22 protein-coding genes and 1 tRNA gene are annotated in these 18,273 nt (G+C 72.4%); 10 read left to right on the top strand and 13 right to left on the bottom strand.

What is annotated here, in order from left to right; translation table 11 throughout:
• Positions 1-41: 41 nt before the first annotated feature.
• Positions 42-656 carry a DUF5063 domain-containing protein gene (locus HGA03_RS10855; RefSeq protein WP_168630269.1) on the top strand — a complete coding sequence of 205 codons (615 nt, stop codon included), beginning with the start codon at positions 42-44 and terminating at the stop codon, positions 654-656.
• A 39-nt stretch (positions 657-695) separates the two neighbouring features.
• Here HGA03_RS10855 and HGA03_RS10850 read toward each other — a convergent pair whose 3' ends face one another.
• On the bottom strand, positions 696-1,121 hold the full coding sequence (locus tag HGA03_RS10850) for an organic hydroperoxide resistance protein (protein ID WP_168630268.1): 426 nt from the start codon (positions 1,119-1,121) through the stop codon (positions 696-698).
• A gap of 98 nt (positions 1,122-1,219) precedes the next feature.
• On the opposite strand from HGA03_RS10850, the gene HGA03_RS10845 reads away from it, so the two are divergent.
• From HGA03_RS10845 to HGA03_RS10825, 5 genes are all read left to right on the top strand, one after another.
• Positions 1,220-1,849 carry a TetR/AcrR family transcriptional regulator gene (locus HGA03_RS10845; RefSeq protein WP_168630267.1) on the top strand — a complete coding sequence of 210 codons (630 nt, stop codon included), beginning with the start codon at positions 1,220-1,222 and terminating at the stop codon, positions 1,847-1,849.
• Positions 1,846-2,625, top strand: coding sequence for a TSUP family transporter (locus HGA03_RS10840; protein WP_168630266.1), 780 nt, complete (start codon positions 1,846-1,848; stop codon positions 2,623-2,625). The genes HGA03_RS10845 and HGA03_RS10840 overlap by 4 nt, the downstream gene beginning before the upstream one ends.
• Positions 2,626-2,706: 81 nt before the next feature.
• Complete coding sequence (locus tag HGA03_RS10835) at positions 2,707-3,975, top strand: aspartate kinase (RefSeq protein ID WP_168630265.1); 1,269 nt, start codon at positions 2,707-2,709, stop codon at positions 3,973-3,975.
• Positions 3,972-5,012, top strand: a complete 1,041-nt coding sequence (locus HGA03_RS10830; protein ID WP_168630264.1) for an aspartate-semialdehyde dehydrogenase — start codon at positions 3,972-3,974, stop codon at positions 5,010-5,012. Before HGA03_RS10835 ends, HGA03_RS10830 begins: the two co-directional genes overlap by 4 nt.
• Before the next feature lie 81 nt (positions 5,013-5,093).
• The gene (locus tag HGA03_RS10825) at positions 5,094-6,161 is read left to right on the top strand and encodes a GGDEF domain-containing protein (RefSeq protein ID WP_168630263.1); all 1,068 of its coding nucleotides are present in this window, start codon (positions 5,094-5,096) and stop codon (positions 6,159-6,161) included.
• 247 nt (positions 6,162-6,408) lie between these two features.
• Here HGA03_RS10825 and HGA03_RS10820 read toward each other — a convergent pair.
• The 4 genes from HGA03_RS10820 to HGA03_RS10805 all read right to left on the bottom strand — a co-directional run bounded on the left by HGA03_RS10820 (position 6,409) and on the right by HGA03_RS10805 (position 9,930).
• A tRNA-Pro gene (locus HGA03_RS10820) sits at positions 6,409-6,482 on the bottom strand.
• Positions 6,483-6,542: 60 nt separating this feature from the next.
• The gene (locus tag HGA03_RS10815; protein WP_168630262.1) at positions 6,543-7,517 is read right to left on the bottom strand and encodes a metallophosphoesterase; all 975 of its coding nucleotides are present in this window, start codon (positions 7,515-7,517) and stop codon (positions 6,543-6,545) included.
• On the bottom strand, positions 7,517-7,789 hold the full coding sequence (locus tag HGA03_RS19605) for a PASTA domain-containing protein (protein WP_168630261.1): 273 nt from the start codon (positions 7,787-7,789) through the stop codon (positions 7,517-7,519). The genes HGA03_RS10815 and HGA03_RS19605 overlap by 1 nt, the downstream gene beginning before the upstream one ends.
• Complete coding sequence (locus HGA03_RS10805; RefSeq protein WP_168630260.1) at positions 7,693-9,930, bottom strand: transglycosylase domain-containing protein; 2,238 nt, start codon at positions 9,928-9,930, stop codon at positions 7,693-7,695. The genes HGA03_RS19605 and HGA03_RS10805 overlap by 97 nt, the downstream gene beginning before the upstream one ends.
• A gap of 226 nt (positions 9,931-10,156) precedes the next feature.
• Here HGA03_RS10805 and HGA03_RS10800 point away from each other — a divergent pair, with 226 nt between their 5' ends.
• The 3 genes from HGA03_RS10800 to HGA03_RS10790 are packed head-to-tail and all read left to right on the top strand — an operon-like array spanning position 10,157 to position 11,116.
• The gene (locus HGA03_RS10800) at positions 10,157-10,456 is read left to right on the top strand and encodes a WhiB family transcriptional regulator (protein ID WP_168630259.1); all 300 of its coding nucleotides are present in this window, start codon (positions 10,157-10,159) and stop codon (positions 10,454-10,456) included.
• 31 nt (positions 10,457-10,487) lie between these two features.
• The gene (gene sp36, locus HGA03_RS10795; protein ID WP_168630258.1) at positions 10,488-10,649 is read left to right on the top strand and encodes a Sp36 family protein; all 162 of its coding nucleotides are present in this window, start codon (positions 10,488-10,490) and stop codon (positions 10,647-10,649) included.
• Positions 10,646-11,116, top strand: coding sequence for a RidA family protein (locus tag HGA03_RS10790; RefSeq protein ID WP_168630257.1), 471 nt, complete (start codon positions 10,646-10,648; stop codon positions 11,114-11,116). Before sp36 ends, HGA03_RS10790 begins: the two co-directional genes overlap by 4 nt.
• A 49-nt stretch (positions 11,117-11,165) precedes the next feature.
• Here the strand turns inward: HGA03_RS10790 and HGA03_RS10785 are convergent, their stop codons facing one another.
• From HGA03_RS10785 to HGA03_RS10765, 5 genes are all read right to left on the bottom strand, one after another.
• Entirely contained in the window at positions 11,166-11,843 is a 678-nt protein-coding gene (locus HGA03_RS10785) for a Crp/Fnr family transcriptional regulator (protein ID WP_168630256.1), read from the bottom strand.
• Between the two features lie 87 nt (positions 11,844-11,930).
• Positions 11,931-12,641: a hypothetical protein gene (locus tag HGA03_RS10780; RefSeq protein WP_168630255.1), complete on the bottom strand. Its 711-nt coding sequence runs from the start codon at positions 12,639-12,641 to the stop codon at positions 11,931-11,933.
• Positions 12,638-13,519 carry an ABC transporter ATP-binding protein gene (locus tag HGA03_RS10775; protein WP_168630254.1) on the bottom strand — a complete coding sequence of 294 codons (882 nt, stop codon included), beginning with the start codon at positions 13,517-13,519 and terminating at the stop codon, positions 12,638-12,640. Before HGA03_RS10775 ends, HGA03_RS10780 begins: the two co-directional genes overlap by 4 nt.
• Positions 13,516-13,881, bottom strand: a complete 366-nt coding sequence (locus HGA03_RS10770) for a GntR family transcriptional regulator (protein ID WP_239073413.1) — start codon at positions 13,879-13,881, stop codon at positions 13,516-13,518. The genes HGA03_RS10775 and HGA03_RS10770 overlap by 4 nt, the downstream gene beginning before the upstream one ends.
• Positions 13,882-13,942: 61 nt before the next feature.
• Positions 13,943-14,350 carry a hypothetical protein gene (locus HGA03_RS10765; RefSeq protein ID WP_168630253.1) on the bottom strand — a complete coding sequence of 136 codons (408 nt, stop codon included), beginning with the start codon at positions 14,348-14,350 and terminating at the stop codon, positions 13,943-13,945.
• A gap of 124 nt (positions 14,351-14,474) precedes the next feature.
• Between HGA03_RS10765 and nth the strand changes: the two genes are divergently transcribed.
• A complete protein-coding gene (gene nth, locus HGA03_RS10760) occupies positions 14,475-15,134 on the top strand; it encodes an endonuclease III (protein WP_168630252.1) in 660 nt (219 codons plus the stop codon).
• A 9-nt stretch (positions 15,135-15,143) separates the two neighbouring features.
• Here the strand turns inward: nth and HGA03_RS10755 are convergent, their stop codons facing one another.
• From HGA03_RS10755 to HGA03_RS10745, 3 genes are all read right to left on the bottom strand, one after another.
• Positions 15,144-16,067 carry an alpha/beta fold hydrolase gene (locus tag HGA03_RS10755; protein ID WP_168630251.1) on the bottom strand — a complete coding sequence of 308 codons (924 nt, stop codon included), beginning with the start codon at positions 16,065-16,067 and terminating at the stop codon, positions 15,144-15,146.
• Positions 16,068-16,091: 24 nt separating this feature from the next.
• Positions 16,092-17,384 (bottom strand): Na+/H+ antiporter NhaA, encoded by a 1,293-nt coding sequence (gene nhaA, locus HGA03_RS10750; protein ID WP_168630250.1) that lies wholly within the window; start codon positions 17,382-17,384, stop codon positions 16,092-16,094.
• 70 nt (positions 17,385-17,454) lie between these two features.
• A complete protein-coding gene (locus tag HGA03_RS10745; protein WP_168630249.1) occupies positions 17,455-18,183 on the bottom strand; it encodes a winged helix-turn-helix transcriptional regulator in 729 nt (242 codons plus the stop codon).
• Positions 18,184-18,273 lie beyond the last annotated feature (90 nt).

The raw sequence follows: 18,273 nt of genomic DNA, 5'->3' as shown, positions 1-18,273 counted from the left end.
ACACGGCTGCGCGACCGCCCGCGACAGGGCACGATGGCGTCATGACCGGAGCCACCGATCCGCACCGCCCGACCGAGATCCCGCAGGTCGCGGGCCCGGAGGATGCTGCGGATCTGGCGGCGTTGGCGAGCGGTACCGAGGCGGAGGCCCGGAGCTTCCTCAGCACGGTGACCGAGGTCGGCGCGGGCACGAACCCGGAGGCGGCGATCCCGCTGCTGCTGCTCGCGGTGTCGGATCTGCTGGCGGTCGGGGCCCGGTTGGGCGCGATCGTCGATGTGGTCCCCGCGGAACGCTTCGAGCCGGATGTCGGCCCGGACCCGGATGTCGAGCCGTTGCGGGCCGCGCTGGCGCAGGTGCTGGACGGGATCGACGAGTACGCCGAGGTGGTCGACCCGCTGATCGGCGCGGAGCTGACCACTTCCACCCTGTCCGGCGACTTGGTGGCGATCGCCCAGCCGCTGGTCCAGGGTCTGCGGCACGCGGAGGCCGGCGGGACCCTGGAGGCGCTGTGGTGGTGGCAGTTCTCCTACCTGTCGGTGTGGGGTGACCGGGCGTCGAGTGCGCTGCGGGCGTTGCAGAGCGTGCTGGGGCACCTGCGGCTGGACGTCGAGGACGATGTCGCGGCCGAGGCGGAGTACGACGCGCTGCAGCCCTGAGCGGGGGACCGCCGGGCCGGCGACCCCCCGCGTGCCGGGTCAGGCGACGGTGGTCTCGACGGTGACGTCGATGTTGCCGCGGGTGGCGTTCGAGTAGGGGCAGACCTGGTGTGCCTGGGCGACCAGTGCCTCGGCGGCGGACTGCTCCAGGCCGCCGACCTCGACGTGCAGCGCGGCACCGAGGGTGAACCCGCCGTCGCCGTTCGGCAGCAGGGTGATGTCGGCGACCACCGCGGAGTCCTCGATCGGGGTCTTCTGCGCGGCAGCGACCGACTTCAGCGCGGAGTGGAAGCAGGCGGCCCACCCGGCGGCGAACAGCTGCTCGGGGTTGGTGCCGCCGCCGGTGCCGCCCATCTCCGCCGGGACCGCGAGCGTGAGGTCGAGGTTGCCGTCGTTGCTGGCGACCTGGCCCCCGCGACGGCCCTCGCCGGTGGAGGTGGCGGTGGCGGTGTAGATGGCGCTCATGACGACTCCTCGGGTAGACGAACTAGTACGTCTACTAGATCATGGTGGAAGCAGCCCGTGCAAGACTTCCTGTCAGCCCCGACCCGAGGAGTGCCGAGATGACCACCGTCGACGCCGACCCCTGGGCCCCGCTGGCGCCACCGCCGGCCGAGGTGCTGCCGGCCTCCCCGGTGGGCACGCGCATCCTGGCCGCCGCCGCGCACCTGTTCTACGCCGAGGGCATCCGGGCGGTGTCCGCGGACCGGGTGATCGCCGCCGCCGGGGTCAGCAAGGTGACCTTCTACCGGCACTTCGGCACCAAGGACGACCTGGTGGTCGCCTATCTGACCGCGGTCGCGGCGAGCGAGCGCGCCGCGGTCGAGCAGGCCCGGGCCGCGCACCCCGGCGACCCGATCACCGTGCTGCGGGAGTACGCCGACGCGCTCGGCGACCAGTCCTGCCGGCCGGGCTTCCGCGGCTGCCCGTTCATCAACGCCGCCGCCGAGTACGCCGACCCGGAGCACCCGGTGCGCGCCGTGGTCGCCGAGCACCGCCGCTGGCTGACCGCCGCGGCCGCCGAGCTGGTCGCCGATGCCGGGTCGCCGGACCCCGGACCTGCCGCGCTGGACCTGGTGCTGCTGCGGGACGGGGCGATGGTCGCCGGGTACGCGGGCAGTGCGGATGCCGGTGCGGCGCTGCGCCGGGCGGGCCGGGCGGTGCTGGCCGCGCACGGCGTTGCCGCGGCATGACGATCTCCGGTCTCGACCTGTCGGTCACCACCGTCGTCCTGCTCGTGCTCGCGGGCTTCGCCGCCGGCTGGGTGGACGCGGTGGTCGGTGGTGGCGGGTTGATCCAGCTGCCCGCCCTGCTGCTGATCCCCGGCATCAGCCCGGTCCAGGCGCTGGCCACCAACAAGCTGGCCGGGATCATGGGCACCTCGGTGAGCGCCGTGACGTTCTACCGGCGGGTGCAACCGGATCTCCGCACGGCCGGGCCGATGGCGCTGTCGGCGCTGGTCGGGGCCGGGGGTGGTGCGCTGCTGGCGTCCTCGCTGCCGGAGGACGTGTTCATCCCGGTGATCCTGGTCGCGCTGGTCGCCGTCGCCGCCTACACGGTCGCCCGCCCGTCGGTCGGCCGGGCCACCGAGCTGCGCTGGCAGGGCCGCACGCACCTGCTGGTCGCCCTCGGCCTCGGCTTCGGGATCGGCGCCTACGACGGGCTGCTCGGGCCCGGCACCGGGTCGTTCCTGGTGATCGCGCTGGTCGGGGTGCTGGGCTACGCGTTCCTACCGGCCTCCGCGCAGGCGAAGATCGTGAACGCGGCGACCAACCTGGGCGCACTGATCGTGTTCACCCTGCAGGGCGCCCCGCTGTGGCTGCTCGGCCTGATGGTCGGAGTCGCCAATATCGCCGGGGCGTACCTGGGTGCGCGGACGGCGGTGGCCCGGGGGAGCGGGTTCGTCCGGGTGGTGTTCCTGGTCGTGGTCGGGGTGCTGGTGGTCAAACTGGGCAGCGAGCTGTGGTGAGACGGCTCATCTCGCCCTGCGACCAGCCCCTAGACTCGTGGCGTTCACGCGCCCACCCGATCCGAGCAGGAAAGTCCTGACGTGGCTCTCATCGTGCAGAAGTACGGCGGTTCGTCGGTTGCCGACGCCGACTCCATCAAGCGCGTCGCGAAGCGGATCGCCGAGGCCAAGCGGGCCGGCGACGACGTGGCGGTCGTGGTCTCCGCGATGGGCGACACCACTGATGAGCTGATCGACCTCGCGCAGCAGGTCACCCCGCTGCCGCCGTCGCGGGAGATGGACATCCTGCTGACCGCCGGCGAGCGGATCTCGATGTCGCTGCTGGCGATGGCGATCAGCAACCTGGGCGTCGAGGCGCAGTCCTTCACCGGGCAGCAGGCCGGCGTGATCACCGACGAGGTGCACGGCAAGGCCCGGATCATCGACGTCAGCCCGTCCCGGATCCGCGCCGCACTGGACGCCGGGGCGGTCGCGATCGTGGCCGGCTTCCAGGGCGTCACCCAGCACACCAACGACGTCACGACCCTCGGCCGGGGCGGCTCGGACACCACCGCGGTCGCACTGGCCGCGGCCCTGGGCGCCGACGTCTGCGAGATCTACACCGACGTGGACGGGGTGTTCACCGCCGACCCCCGGATCGTGCCCTCCGCCCGCAAGATCGACCGGATCAGCTACGACGAGATGCTGGAGATGGCGGCCAGCGGCGCGAAGGTGCTGATGCTGCGCTGCGTCGAGTACGCCCGCCGCTACCGGGTGCCGGTGCACGTGCGCTCGTCGTTCTCCAGCCACACCGGCACCCTGGTCATGGACCCCGAAGGAGCAGCAGTGATGGAGCAGCCGATCATCTCCGGCGTCGCGCACGACCGCAGCGAGGCGAAGATCACGATCGTCGACGTGCCCGACGTCCCCGGCAAGGCGGCCCGGATCTTCGAGGTGGTCGCCGCCTCGGGTGCCAACCTGGACATGATCGTGCAGAACGTGTCGGTCGCCGCGACCGGCCGCACCGACATCTCCTTCACCCTGCCCGCCGACGACGGCTCGATCGCGATCGCCGCGCTGACCGAGCACCAGCCGGACATCGGCTACACCTCGCTGCAGTACGACGACACCATCGGCAAGCTGTCGCTGATCGGTGCCGGGATGAAGTCGCACCCTGGGGTGTCGGCCCGCCTGTTCGCCGCGCTGTCGAACGCCGGGATCAACATCGAGATGATCTCGACCTCGGAGATCCGGATCTCCGTGGTCACCCGCGCCGACCAGCTCGACGACGCGGTACGGGTGGTGCACACCGCCTTCGAGCTGGACAGCGACGAGGACCAGGCCGTGGTGTACGGAGGGACGGGACGATGAGCGCGGGACTGCACGTCGGAGTTGTCGGCGCGACCGGTCAGGTCGGCGCGGTGATGCGGCGGCTGCTGGACGAGCGGGACTTCCCGGTCGCGAGCATCCGGTTCTTCGCCTCCGCGCGGTCGGCGGGGACCACCCTGCCGTGGCGCGGCGAGCAGATCGTGGTCGAGGACGCCGCCACCGCCGACCCGAGCGGCCTGGACATCGCGCTGTTCTCCGCGGGTGGCGCGACCAGCAAGGTGCAGGCGCCGCGGTTCGCCGCCGCGGGGGCCATCGTGATCGACAACTCCTCCGCCTGGCGGATGGACCCCGATGTCCCGCTGATCGTCTCCGAGGTCAACCCCGGTGACGTCGGCGCCGCCGTCAAGGGCATCATCGCCAACCCGAACTGCACCACCATGGCCGCGATGCCGGCGCTCAAGGTGCTGGACGGCGAGGCGGGGCTGCAACGGCTGATCGTGGCGACCTACCAGGCGACCTCGGGGTCGGGTCTGGCCGGGGCGCAGGAGCTCGAGGACCAGGTCCGGGCGGCCGTGCCGCAGCGCACCCTCGACCTGGTGCACGACGGCACCGCCGTGACGCTCCCGGAGCCGGTGAAGTACGCCGCACCGATCGCGTTCAACGTGCTGCCGCTGGCCGGCAACCTGGTCGACGACGGCAGCCGGGAGACCGACGAGGAGCAGAAGCTGCGCAACGAGTCGCGCAAGATCCTGCACTTGCCCGACCTGCTGGTCGCCGGGACCTGTGTCCGGGTGCCGGTGTACACCGGGCACTCGCTGTCCGTGCACGCCGAGTTCGCGCGGCCGATCAGCCCGGAGCGCGCCGAGGAGCTGCTGGCCACCGCCCCGGGCGTCCGGCTGGTCGACGTGCCGACCCCGCTGCAGGCGACCGGGGAGGACCCGACCCTGGTGGGCCGGATCCGGCAGGACGCGTCCGCCCCCGAGGGACGCGGCCTGGTGCTGTTCATCTCGAGCGACAACCTGCGCAAGGGTGCCGCCCTGAACGCGGTGCAGATCGCGGAGCTGGTCGCCGCCCGCTGAAGCTCAGGACTTGGCGGGGATTCGGTGCAGGTGTCTCCCCGGAGTGTTCAGCGCGCGCATGCGGGTGCCGATGGACCAGGCATGACCTCGCTGCGGGCCGCGTCGTCTGCGCAGGCCACCCCCACGGTGATCCGGCTGCTCACCCACATGCCGTCCTGGCTGCGGGTGGGCGGCAACGCCGCGGCGGTGGGCCGGCTGCTGCTGGTGTTCTGCGCCACGGTGATCGCCCTGACCATGGGGCTGCTCGGGCTACGACCCGCTGAGCTGGCCGCGATCGGGATCATGATCGGCGTGCTGATGCTCGGCGCGGCGGGTAGCTTCCTGGTCGACTGGCAGCACGGGTCCCGGCTGACCGTGCTGTTCCCGCTGCTGGTGCTGGTCGCCCTGACCGTGATCGGGATGGCCACCGAGCACGCCGCGCGGGCCTACGTCGGCCTGATCCCGCTGTGCTTCGTGTACCTCGGGCTGTTCCACCCCGGGCGGGTGGCGGTGGGCGTGGTCCCGGTGGCGCTGGCCGCGTACACGGTGATGGTGCCGGTGTTCGACCCGCGGGCCGGGGTCCGGCTGATCATCTACGGGCTGATCTGGTGGGGGATCGCACAGATCCTGGCCCTGACCACCGCCTACCAGCGCGACGCGCTCAACCGCCTGCGCCGGGACGCCCGCACCGACGTCCTCACCGCCCTGGGCAACCGCCGCGACCTGGAGGAGCACCTGGCCGGCGTGCAGGGCGGGGACACCCTGGTGGTGATCGACCTGGACCACTTCAAGCAGGTCAACGACACCCTCGGCCACTCCGCCGGCGACGCCGTGCTCACCGGCTTCGGTCATCTGCTGGACCAGCACCTGCGCCGCCGGGACTACGCCGCACGCTACGGCGGCGAGGAGTTCGTCCTGGTGCTGCCCCGCACCGAGGCGGTCCAGGCGATGAACATGCTCCGCGCCCTGCGCACGGAGTGGGCGGAGGTCGGCACCGAGGTGACCTTCTCCGCCGGCATCGCCACGGTCTGCCCCGGCGTCCCACCCGGCACCGCCCTGGCCGCCGCCGACGTCGCCCTGTACCGCGCCAAGGCGGCCGGCCGCGACCGGTTCCGGATCGCCACCGACCACCGCGGCCCCAGCCGCGAGCCGGTCGAGACCCCGCGCTGACCCGCTCGGGCCCCTGCGCCGTCACGAGTGCGGAGAAGCTGTCGCCCGAACCGCCCGAGTCGTCGCAGTTTCTCCGCACTCGTGCGCCGCGGACGGGTCTCCGCTCGGGCGGGCCGAACGGGCGCGCGCGACCGGCCAGGACATGCACGGCCGGCCAGGACATGCACGAAGGGCCCGGACATGCACGAAGGGCCCGGACATGCACGAAGGGCCGGCACCTTCCGGTGCCGGCCCTTCGTCATCCACGTCGGGGTGGCGGGATTTGAACCCACGACCTCCTCGTCCCGAACGAGGCGCGCTACCAAGCTGCGCCACACCCCGTGGTGCCGAGTCAGCATAGCGGACGCCGAGGGGTGCTCGGTAATCCGTCCGCCCGGTGGGTCAGCTCGCGGCGGTCAACGTGAGCAGTGCGGCCTCGGGGCGGCAGGCGAAGCGCACCGGGGCGTAGGGCGAGGTGCCCAGTCCGCCGCAGACGTGCAGCCAGGTGCTGTCGGCGCCGTGCGGGGCGTCCGGGCGGGCACCGGGCCAGCCGTGCAGGCCCTTGGCGCGGCCGCGGTCGAGGTCGCAGTTGGTGACCAGGGCGCCGTAGCCGGGCAGGGCGAGCTGTCCGCCGTGGGTGTGCCCGGCCAGGATCAGGTCGGCGCCGTCGGCGTGCATGGCGTTCAGCACCCGCCGGTAGGGCGCGTGCGTCACACCGAGGTGCAGGTCCGGCAGGTCGCCGGTGACCCGGGCGGGGGCGGCGGGGCCGTCCTGGTGCGCGGCGGGCCGGATGTCGCCCTCGGGGCCGGGGAACCGGTCCAGGTCCAGGTGCGCGTCGTTGGTGCCGACCAGGCTGATCCGGTGGCCGGCGACGTCCAGGGCGTCCCGGCGGTTGTCCAGGTCGATCCAGCCGGCCGAGGTCAGGTGCTTGCCGAGCTCACGCCAGGGCAACTCGGCGGGCGGGACATCGCGCTGCACCCGGGCGTCCCGGAGCAGGTAGCGCGCGGGGTTCTTGGGCGACGGGGCGAAGAAGTCGTTCGAGCCCCAGACGAAGGCGCCGGGGGTGTCCAGGTGCGGCTCCAGGGCGTGCAGCAGCGCGGGCATCGCGTGCAGGTCCGCCCAGTTGTCCCCGGTGTCCACCACCAGGTCCGGGCGCAGCGAGGCCAGGTCCCGCACCCAGCCGATCTTGCGCTGCTGACCGGGGGTCAGGTGCAGGTCGGACAGGTGCAGGATGCGCAGCGGCGCCGACCCGGGGGCGAGCACCGGGACGGTGAACTCGCGCAGGGTGTACAGCTGCGCCTCGATCACCGACCAGGCCAGTGCCCCGGCGCCGGCGAGTGCCGCGGCGCCCAGGCCGCGGTTGAGCCGGGTCGCCACTAGCGGTCGTTCCCGCCGCCGTTGCCCTGACCCTGATTCTCGCCCTGGCCCTGTTGCCCCTGGTTGTTGGAGTTCCCGGGCTGCTGGGACGCCGGGTCCGGGCCCTGGGACAGGATCAGCGTGATGATCGAGCCGGGGGTGGCACTGCCGGAGGGGTCCTGCCGGATCACGGTGTTCACCGGCAGCTCGGAGTACTCCGGGGTGCCGGTCTGGACCTGGAACCCGGCCTCGGTGAGCGCCTGGTTCGCCGCGTCGACGGTCTGGCCGACCACGGAGGGCACGCTGACCGGGCACCGTAGATCTCGTTGGAGTTGGCCGCGCCGAAGCCCGGATTCTCCGAACCGTCCAACAGGGCGCCGTCCATCGCGGCCTTCCACGCCTTCCCGGCCACCGAGGCGCCGAAGACGTTGCGGTAGTACGTGCCGTTGATGGTGATCCGCTGCATCGGGGTCATCGAGTCCGGGTGACCGACCCACACGGCGGTGGCCAGGCGGGGGGTGTAGCCGGCGAACCAGGTGTGCTCGTTGCGGGTGGTGGTACCGGTCTTGCCGGCCGCCGGGTAGCTCGGGGTGCCGATGCCCTTACCGGTGCCGCTCCACACGTCGCTCATCGCGTAGGCCATCGCGTTGGCGACCTCGGTGGTGATCGCCTGGTGGCAGCCGGCGTCCGGGATCGGCAGGTCGGCCCCGGAGGCGTCCTGGACCCGGGTGATCGCGATCGGGGAGCAGTACACGCCGCCGGAGGCGAAGGTGGCGTAGGCGGCGGCCATCGCCAGCGGGGTGGTGGACTGCGAGCCGAGCACGTTGCCGGGCACCGCGTCGAAGGGCTCACCGTTGCCGGCCTGGACCACGCCCAGCTCGGCGGCGCCGTTCATGATGTCGCACAGGTCGAGCTGCATCGCCATCGACAGGAACGCCAGGTTCACCGAGTTCCGGGTGGCGTTGGCGACCGTCATCACGCCGGAACCGCCCTCGGCGTTGCCGACCGGGTAGCTCTTGTTGCCCAGCCGCGACCCGCAGGCGGTGAACTGGTTGGTGTTCAGGGTCCGGGCGGTGCCGTTGACCCGCTCGCTGAGCGAGTGCCCGTCCTTGAGCCACTGCAGCAGCGTGAACGCCTTGAACGTCGAGCCGGGCGGGAAGCCGGTGGAGCCGCCGTACTCGAAGCTCGTGTTGTAGTTCACCGAGGTCTGCCGGTCGCCGGCCTCGGAGGTGTTGTTGAAGTCGCGGTTCTGCGCCATCGCCTTGATCTGGCCGGTGCCCGGCTCGACCATCGTCATCGCCTCGCCGACACCCGAGGGGTCGGCGACCGGGACGCTGTTCTTGACCGCGTCGTTCGCGACGGTCTGCACCCGCGGGTCCAGGGTGGTGGTGATGGTCAGGCCACCGCGGTAGAGCAGGTCCTCGCGCTCCTCCGGGGTCTCGCCGAACGCCGGGTCGTTCTTGATCACGTTGGTCACGTAGTCGCAGAAGTAGCCGGAGCCACCGACCACGGTCTCGGCGGCCATGCAGCCGGACTTCGCCTCGGAGGGGACCAGGGTGTCGGCCAGCGGGGTGTTCCGCCCGGTCTCGTACTCCTCGTCGGTGATGTAGCCCTGGTCGTGCATCAGGAACAGCACGGTGTTGCGGCGGCCCTCGGAGGTCTCCGGGTTCTTGATCGGGTCGTACAGCGTGGGGCTGTTGGTGACGCCGGCGATCGTGGCGGCCTCCAGGTAGGTCAGGTCGGCGGCGGACTTGCTGAAGAACCGCTGCGCCGCGGCCTCCACGCCGTAGATCGAGACGCCGAACTGCGCGATGTTCAGGTACGCGGTGAGGATCTCGTCCTTGGTCATCTCCTTCTCCAGGGCGATGGCCAGCTTCGCCTCCCGGAGCTTGCGGGCGTAGCCCTCGGTGCCGTCCGCCTCGCGCGCCTGCTCCGCCTTGGCGTAGTCGCCCTCCCGGATCGCGGCCTCGATCAGCACGTTCTTCACGTACTGCTGGGTCAGCGTGGAACCACCCTGGGTCGACCCGCCGGTGAAGTTGGAGACCGCGGCGCGCAGGGTGCCGGTGGGGTCGATGCCGCCGTGGCTGTAGAACCGGCGGTCCTCGGTGGCGATCACCGCGTTCTGCATCTGCTCGGAGATCTGGTCCTGGGTGACCACCTCGCGGTTCTCGGACCAGAACTCGGCGAGCTGCGTGCCGTCCGCGGCCAGCAGCACGGACTTCTCCGCCAGCGGCTTCTGCTCCAGCTCACCGGGCAGGTCCTCGAACGCCTGCACGGTCAGCTCGGTGGCGCCGTTGGCGACCGCGACCGTGGGCAGGGCGAGGCCGGCGGCGAGCAGACCACCGATCCCGGAGGCCATCAGGAAGGCCAGGAACAGCGCCAGCGCCTGGCCGGCGGTCATCTGCCGACCGCGGGGCGAGGAGGGAGAAGGCATACCTGTCAGGGTACGGGAGCGATTCCGGCCCCTTCCACGGCGATCCGGCCCGTGATCGGGACCTGCACCGGACCTGCACACCGCGCTGTGGGCCGTCGTTGAGCCGAACAGGTGGTGACGTGGGACGACTCGGACGGTACGGTCTGGCGGAGCAGGGGGACACCGCCGGTCAGCCGCACCCGGTCGGGCGTCTCCACAGGGGACACGTGGTACCGAGGGGGATGGCATGTCCGTACCGGACGGTCATTGGACGGCCTATGCGGCGTGTGGGTCCGCCGCCGGGGTCGAGCGGGTGGAGCCCGACGACCTGTTCGTCGAGGGCAAGGCCCAGCGTGACGCGCGCATCGTGTGCCAGCAGTGCGAGGTGCGGCTGGAGTGCCTGGCCGACGCGCTGGACTGCCGGGCGAACTTCGGCGTGTGGGGTGGCATGACCGAGCGGGAGCGCCGGGCACTGCTGCGCCGCCACCCGGAGGTCGAGTCCTGGAAGGACGAGCTGCTGACCTTGGGAGACGTCCCCGCTCTGTGAGCCGGGCACCGTGGTGGTTAGGGTGACGCCCATGGCCACCACCACCTGGGAGTACGCGACCGTCCCGCTCATCGTCCACGCCACCAAGGCGATCCTCGACCAGTGGGGATCGGACGGCTGGGAACTGGTCACCGTCCTGCAGTCCGAGACCGGGCTCGTCGCCTACCTCAAGCGCCCGACGGGCGAGAAGTGACCGGCCGGGTCGCCGACCGGCTGACGGCGCTCGGCCTGGAGCTGCCGCAGGTCGCCGCCCCGGTGGCCGCCTACGTCCCGGCGGTCCGGACCGGCAACCTGATCCACACCTCGGGCCAGCTGCCGTTCGTCGGCGGCGAGCTCCCGCTGACCGGGAAGGTCGGCGCCCAGGTGTCGGCCGAGACCGCGCAGGAGCTCGCCGCGACCTGTGCGCTGAACGCCGTGGCCGCGGTCGCCGCGCTGCTGGACGGCGACCTGGACCGGGTGGTCCGGATCGTCAAGGTGGTCGGCTTCGTCGCCAGCGACCCGTCGTTCACCGGGCAGCCGGGCGTGATCAACGGCGCCAGCACCCTGCTGGGCGAGATCTTCGGCGAGGCCGGGGTGCACGCCCGGTCCGCGGTGGGGGTGGCGGTGCTGCCGCTGGACTCGCCGGTGGAACTGGAGATCGTCGCCGAGATCGCGGACTGACACGCCACGAGCCCCGGCGCGTGTGCACCGGGGCTCGTGGTCGGGTGGATCAGCGGGCGCGGCGTTCCAGCCGGTCCAGGTCGAGCAGCACGATCGCGCGGCCCTCGCGGCGGACCCACTTGCGGGCGGCGAAGTCGGCGAGCGCCTTGTTCACCGTCTCCCGGGAGGCGCCGACCAGCTGGGCCAGCTCCTCCTGCGTGAGGTCGTGTGCGACCCGGATGCCCTCGTCGGTCTGCTGGCCGAACCGGGTGGACAGGTCGAGCAGGGCCTTGGCGACCCGGCCGGGCACGTCGGCGAACACCAGGTCCGCCAGCGCCTCGTTGGTGCGGCGCAGCCGGCGGCCGAGGGCGGCGAGTAGGTGCTTGGCCACGCCGGGGTTCTTCTCCAGCCAGCCGACCAGCTCCTCGTGGCCGAGCTCCATCACCACGGCGTCCGCGACACCGGTGGCGGTGGCGGTGCGCGGGCCGAGGTCGAACAGCGACAGCTCGCCGAACATCTCCCCGGGGCCGAGCACCGCGAGCAGGTTCTCCCGCCCGTCACTGGACCGGCGGCCGAGCTTGATCTTCCCGGTGCGGATCACATAGAGCCGGTCACCCGGCTCGCCCTCGTGGAAGAGCACCTCACCCCGGGTGACGTGCACGGGCTGCATGGAAGCGATCAGCGCGCGGGACGCCTCGGGGTCCATCCCCGCGAACAGGGGCGCCGAAAGTACGACGTCGTCCTCCACTGTGGAACCTTTCTCACCGGGAATTGCGATGCCCTCAGTCTGCCCCATCCGGCCCGTTGGAGGTGACCGGAGCGGGGAAGCGGCAGGTCAGCGCACCGAGCTCCCGCGCAGGAAGGCCCAGGTACCGGTCGCCGACCCCCCGATCACCACCGCGGCGGCCAGGATCAGCCACCAGGCCTGGAACGCGTCGATGATCTCCCGGAACGACGGCACCGCCACGATCAGCGCCACCAGGAGCAGCAGCCCGAGCCCCGCGCCGAGCACCACCGGGCCGCGGTTGCGGAACCGGACCCAGGACGCGGCGAACACCCCGCCGAGGCTGAAGATGCTCAACGTGCCGAGGAAGACGGTCAGCGCCATCCGCCACAGCGACCCGGAGCCCAGCAGGTACACGTCGAAGATGTACATGTCGGAGAACCAGTGGTCGGTGAGCAGCTCGATCGCCAGCAGCGTGGTGAAGATCGCCGCCAGGTAGGCCGCGGTCACCGCCCACCAGAGCACGGTGCCGAGCACGAAGTGCGGCCGGGTCGCGCCCAGGGTCAGGCCGAACGGGAACGTGGTGGCGACCGACTGCACGCCCATGTAGGTCAGGAAGCCGCACAGGCTGTACACCATGCCGCCGTTGGACCGGGCGCCCTTGATCCAGTCCGGGGTGCCCGGGGTCTGTCCGGCGCGGATCAGCAGCACCATGATCAGGATCGAGATCACCGCGACCACGGCGGTGATGTAGAGCGGGACCAGGAAGGTCATCTCCCGCTTGTTCAGGTGCAGCCGGGTGGTGGCCAGGACGCGGTTCATGCTGCGACGTCCTCGGGGTCGGTGCCGCCGTAGGAGGCGACCAGGTCCTGCAGGGAGCCGCCGGAGACCTGGATACCCAGGCGGTGTGCGGCGGTGGTGAGGTCGTTGTCGGTGCGGACCAGCGCGGAGCACAGCCCGCCGATCACGTCCTTGCGCAGCACGTCGAAGCCGGCGATCAGCTCGCCGACCGCGCCGGTGCTGCCGGACAGCTGCACCAGCCCGCCGACCACCTCGTCCCGGTCGCCGGCGGTCGCCACCCGGCCGTGGTCCAGGATCACCACCCGGTCGAACAGCGACTCGGACTCGGCGACCAGGTGGGTGGACAGCACCACGGTGCGGGGGTGGTCGGCCAGGTCGCGCAGCAGCGCGTCGTAGAACACCCGGCGGGCGGTGACGTCCAGCCCCAGGTAGGGCTCGTCCAGCAGGGTGATCGGGGTCCGGGAGGCCAGGCCGAGCACGATGCCGAGTGCGGACAGCTGCCCGCGGGAGTACTTCTTGACCTGGACCTTGGCCGGCAGCGCGAAGCTGTCCACCAGGAAGGCGGCCAGCTCGGCATCCCACTGCGGGGCGAAGGCCGGGGCGATCCGGAGCACGTGCCGCAGGTAGTAGTCGTCGGGGTAGCGCTGGCTGTCCCGGATGTACCGGATGGTGTTCAGCGTCGGCGCGTGCTCGAAGGGCGTGTGGCCCTCGACCAGCACCTCGCCGGAGCTGGGCCGGTCCTGCCCGGCGATGATCGACATGATGGTGGTCTTGCCGGCGCCGTTGCGGCCGAGCAGGCCGAGGATGGCATGCCGGGGCACCTGGAAGTCGAGGTCGTGCAGCACGGCGGTCCGGCCGAAGGATCGGCTGACGGCCCGCACGTCGATGGCGGTGGTCATGAGCTGGCCTCCTGGTCGATGAGCTGGTGGAGCGTGGGCAGGTCGACGCCGATCAGGTCGGCCTCGCGCAGCAGCGGGGCGATGAACTCGGTGCGCAGGGCCTGGGCGCGGCGTTCGCGGAGCAGGGCGGGCGCGCCCTCGGCGACGAACATCCCGATCCCGCGCTTCTTGTAGAGCACGCCCTGGTCGACCAGCTGGGTGATCGCCTTGCCGACGGTCATCGGGGCGGTCCGGAAGAACACCGAGAAGTCGTTGATGCTCGGGATCGCCCCGTGCTCGGGGTACACCCCGGCGACGATGTCGTCGGCGATCCGGTCGGCGATCTGGACGAAGATCGGCCCCTTGCCGTCGAGCACGCTCACCTCCGGTGTCTAGGTCATCTAGTTGACTAGGTAACCTACACACCGGTGTCCGGTGGCGCAATCAGACCAGGGCGCGGACCCCCGGATCGCGGGCGAGTTCGGTGATGTACAGCTCGGTGAGCTGGTCCAGCGCGGCGCCGAGCCGGTCCTGGTAGTCGGCCAGCCGGCCGTCCAGCGCCCGCAGCCGGGGCAGCTGCTCGATCTCGGCCAGCGGCAGCGCACCCCGGACCGCGGCGGCCAGCTCCGCGGCGCCCGGCAGCGAACCGGCACCGGTGTCCGGCCCGGTCAGCAGGTCCCGGACGTCCGGGTCCTCACCGGGCACCCGGGGCGGGGCGGCCGCGGCCACCGCCAGCTCGATCCGGTCCCGCAGCAGCAGCCGCCACCGGCGCACGTGCTGGTGCTCCAGGCGCAGGGCGCGGCGACGCCGGTGCAGTTCGGCCAGGCCGGGCTGCTGCGCGGGTGCCGACATGTCGCCGTCCTCGGGTCGTGGGGTGCTGGCAGGTGTGTCGACCCCGCGGGCGGCGGACTTGAGCGGTGCCGGCCCGGACGTGGTCAGCATCACTCGCGGGGGCGACTCGATCTAGGCTGCCCGGATGAGCAGCCTTGACTCGCCCGGCCCACCCCTGGCCCTGGTGCGCCGCGCCCGGCGGGTCAACCGGGCGCTGGCCGAGCGGTACCCGGACGCCCGGTGCGAGCTGGACTTCCGCACCCCGCTGGAGCTGCTGGTCGCCACGGTGCTGTCCGCGCAGACCACCGATGTGCGGGTCAACTCGGTCACCCCGGTGCTGTTCGCCCGCTACCCGGACGCCGCCGCCTACGCCGGTGCGGACCGGGAGGAGCTGGAGGAGATCCTGCGCCCGCTCGGGTTCTACCGGGCCAAGGCGCGGTCGGTGCAGGGGCTGGGCCAGGCGCTGCTGGAACGGTTCGATGGGCAGGTGCCGCCGCGGCTGGCCGACCTGGTCACCCTGCCCGGGGTCGGCCGCAAGACCGCGAACGTGGTGCTCGGCGACGCCTTCGGCATCCCGGGGATCACGGTGGACACCCATGTCGGCCGGCTGGCGCGGCGACTGGGCTGGACCACCGAGGAGGACCCGGTCCGGGTGGAACGGGAGATCGGTGCGCTGATCCCGCGGGCGGAGTGGACCCTGGTCAGCCACCGGTTGATCTTCCACGGCCGGCGCTGCTGCCTGGCCCGGCGACCGGACTGCGCGAACTGCCCGGTCACCCGGGACTGCCCCTCGTCCCTGGTCTGAGGGCCGGACTCAGCCGAGCCCGGCCAGCCAGTCGACCAGCAGGGCACTGACCCGGGCCGGCTGCTCCTCGGCCAGGAAGTGCCCGGTCCCGCCCAGCATCTCGAACCGGTAGCCCGCGCCCAGCCGCTGGGCGACCCGGCCGGTGGCGACCGCCCGGGACACCGCGTAGCACCCGTCGGAGCCGCCGTGCAGCTGCAGGGTGGGGACGGTCGGGGCCTCGCGCAGCGCCTGGGCGTGCCGCCGGCCGTCGGCCCGGAACCAGGACCGGTACAGCCAGTGCACCTGCTCCATCGCCGAGTGGGCGGCGAACGGGATCTGCGCCCCGCGCCGGTACACCGCCAGTGCCGCCGGGTCCGGCCAGCGCGAGCCACCCCACTCGCGGAGCAGCCGGGCCACCAGATCGCCGTGGGCCAGCGAGCGCTCAGGCAGCAGGGGCACCTGGAAGGCCGCCATCCGTCGCAGCGCCCGGGACCGCAGTCCGCGCCGCGGATCGCCGAGCCGGTGCAGCGGGTGCGGGGAGGACAGCACCGCCAGTGCGGTGGTCACCTCGGGGTGGTAGGCGGGCATCGCCCAGGCCACGTCACCGCCGCCGACCCCCTGGCCGACGATCACCGCGCGCTCGCAGCCCAGCGAGCGCACCACCCCGGCCACGTCCTGGGTCAGGGTCGGCATGTCGTAGCCGATCGGTGGCTTGTCCGACCCACCGATGCCGCGCAGGTCCATCGCCGCGACCCGGTAGCCGGCCTCGGCCAGCGCGGGGATCTGGTGCCGCCACGCCCACCACAGCTCGGGCAGCCCGTGCAGCAGGAGCACCAGCGGAGCGTCCCGGTCCTCGGGCCCGGCGGTGGCGACGTGGAAGCGCCCGCCGTTGGCCGGGACGAACTGGTGCCGCCACGGGCCGTCCAGCAGCAGGGCGGAGGAGTCGACGGTCATCGGAGGCGAACCTACCCCTCCGGGTCATCCGATGGGTGGGACCGCGGGGTCGATCCGCGCGGCGGCCCGCATCGCCCGGTGCTGCCGGTCCCGGTGCGCCAGCCCGGCGCCACCGATCACGGCGGCGGCCAGCGAGGCGAACAGGATCGACACCGTCAGGTGCTCGTCGTGCGCACTGCCGGCCCCGAAGGCGAGCGCCCCGATCAGCAGCGACACCGTGAAGCCCATCCCGGCCAGCGCGCCCACCGCCAGGATGTCCCGCCAGTGCAGGTCCTCGGCCAGCCGGGCCCGGGTGAACCGGGCCACCAGCCAGGTCGCGGTCAGGATGCCGATCGGCTTGCCCAGCACCAGGCCGAGCGCCACCCCCTGGGCGACCGGGTCGGACAGGGCGTCGCCGATCACCTCACCGTTGAGGGTGACACCGGCGGCGAACAGCGCGAACACCGGCACCGCCACCCCGGCCGACACCGGCCGCCACCGGTGTTCCAGCCGCTCGGCCACGCTGTGCGACTCCCCGGGCCGGGCCAGCGCCGGGGCAGTCATGCCGAGCGCCACCCCGGCGATGGTCGCGTGCACCCCGGAGGCGTGCATCAGCGCCCAGGCGGTCACCGCCAGCACGATCAGCACCAGCCCGCCGAGCACGCTCCGGGCGAACCGGGTGCGGACCAGCCAGCCGAACAGCGCGATCACGGCCACCGAGGCGACCAGCCAGATCAGGTGCAGCGACTCGGTGTACACGGTGGCGATCACGATGATGCCGAGCAGGTCGTCCACCACCGCCAGGGTCAGCAGGAAGGCGCGCAGCGAGGCCGGCAGGCTCCGGCCCACCACCGACAGCACCGCCACCGCGAAGGCGATGTCGGTCGCGGTGGGCACCGCCCAGCCCTCCGGTGCGCCGCCGGTCGCGGTCAGGTTCACCACCAGGTACAGCGCGGCCGGGGCGAGCATCCCGCCGACCGCGGCCACCACCGGCACGATGGCAGTGCGCAGGTGGCGCAGCTCGCCGTCGACGATCTCCCGCTTGAGCTCCACCCCCACCACGAAGAAGAAGATCGCCAGCAGGCCGTCCTTCGCCCAGTCGGCGATCGACAGGTCCAGATGCAGGGCGCTCGGGCCGAGCACGGTGTCCGAGACCGTCCGGTAGGACTCGGCCCAGGGGGAGTTCGCCCAGACCAGGGCGGCGACCGCGCCGATCAGCAGCAGGACGCCGCCGGTGCGCTCGGCGCGCAGGGTGTCCAGCAGGTTGCGTTCGCCACCGGGGGTGAGGGCGGCGAACAGCCGGCTGCGGCCCGGGGTCTCGGGTGCGGGGGAGGTCATCGGAATGCGGCCTTTCCGGGGTCGACAGAGTTGCTCGCCGACCAGACTTCCCGGCACACCGCGGGACAGCTTAGGCGTCCGCGGGCACCTCGGCCTGTGCTTCGGCCGCGTCGGCCGCCCGGCGGTCCTTGGGCGGATCGAAGCGGTACCCCACGTTGCGGACCGTGCCGATCAACTGCTCGTGCTCGGGTCCGAGCTTGGCCCGCAGCCGCCGCACGTGCACGTCCACCGTGCGGGTGCCGCCGTAGTAGTCGTAGCCCCACACCTCCTGGAGCAGCTGCGCGCGGGTGAACACCCGGCCCGGGTGCTGCACCAGGTACTTCAGCAGCTCGAACTCCTTGTAGGTCAGGTCGAGCGGGCGGCCGCGCAGCCGGGCGGTGTACCCACCGGCGTCGATCATCAGGTCACCGGAGGCGATCTCCTGCGGGCCGTCGTCCGGCGAGGCGTTCGCGGCCCGCTCCATCACCAGCCGGAACCGGGTCTCCACCTCGGCCGGGGTGGCGTTCTCCAGCACGATGTCGTCCGCGCCCCACTCGGCGGTGACCACGGTCAGGCCGCCCTCGGTGAGCACCAGCACCAGCGGAACGGTCAGGCCGGTGGCCCGCAGTAGACGGCAGGTGGTGCGGGCGGTGACCAGGTCGCGGCGGGCGTCCAGCACCACGATGTCGGCATCCGGGGCGTCCACCAGGGCGGAGGGCTCCACGGGCAGGACCCGCACCCGGTGGGACAGCAGCCCGAGCGCCGGGAGGACCTGTGCGGACCCGCCGGGCGCGGGGGTGAGCAGGAGCAGATCGGCCACTGGCAAACTCCCTCACTGTGGCGAAGTGGGGGACACGGTACCCCCCGCGTGTTGCCTGCAATTGACCGGGATGTCACGTCCCGGACACGA

The sequence above is a fragment of the Cellulomonas denverensis genome, from assembly GCF_012396125.1.
Lineage (GTDB): Bacteria > Actinomycetota > Actinomycetes > Actinomycetales > Cellulomonadaceae > Cellulomonas > Cellulomonas denverensis.
Note: the sequence above shows the minus strand (reverse complement) of the source record. Positions and strands in the feature narration are given on the sequence as shown.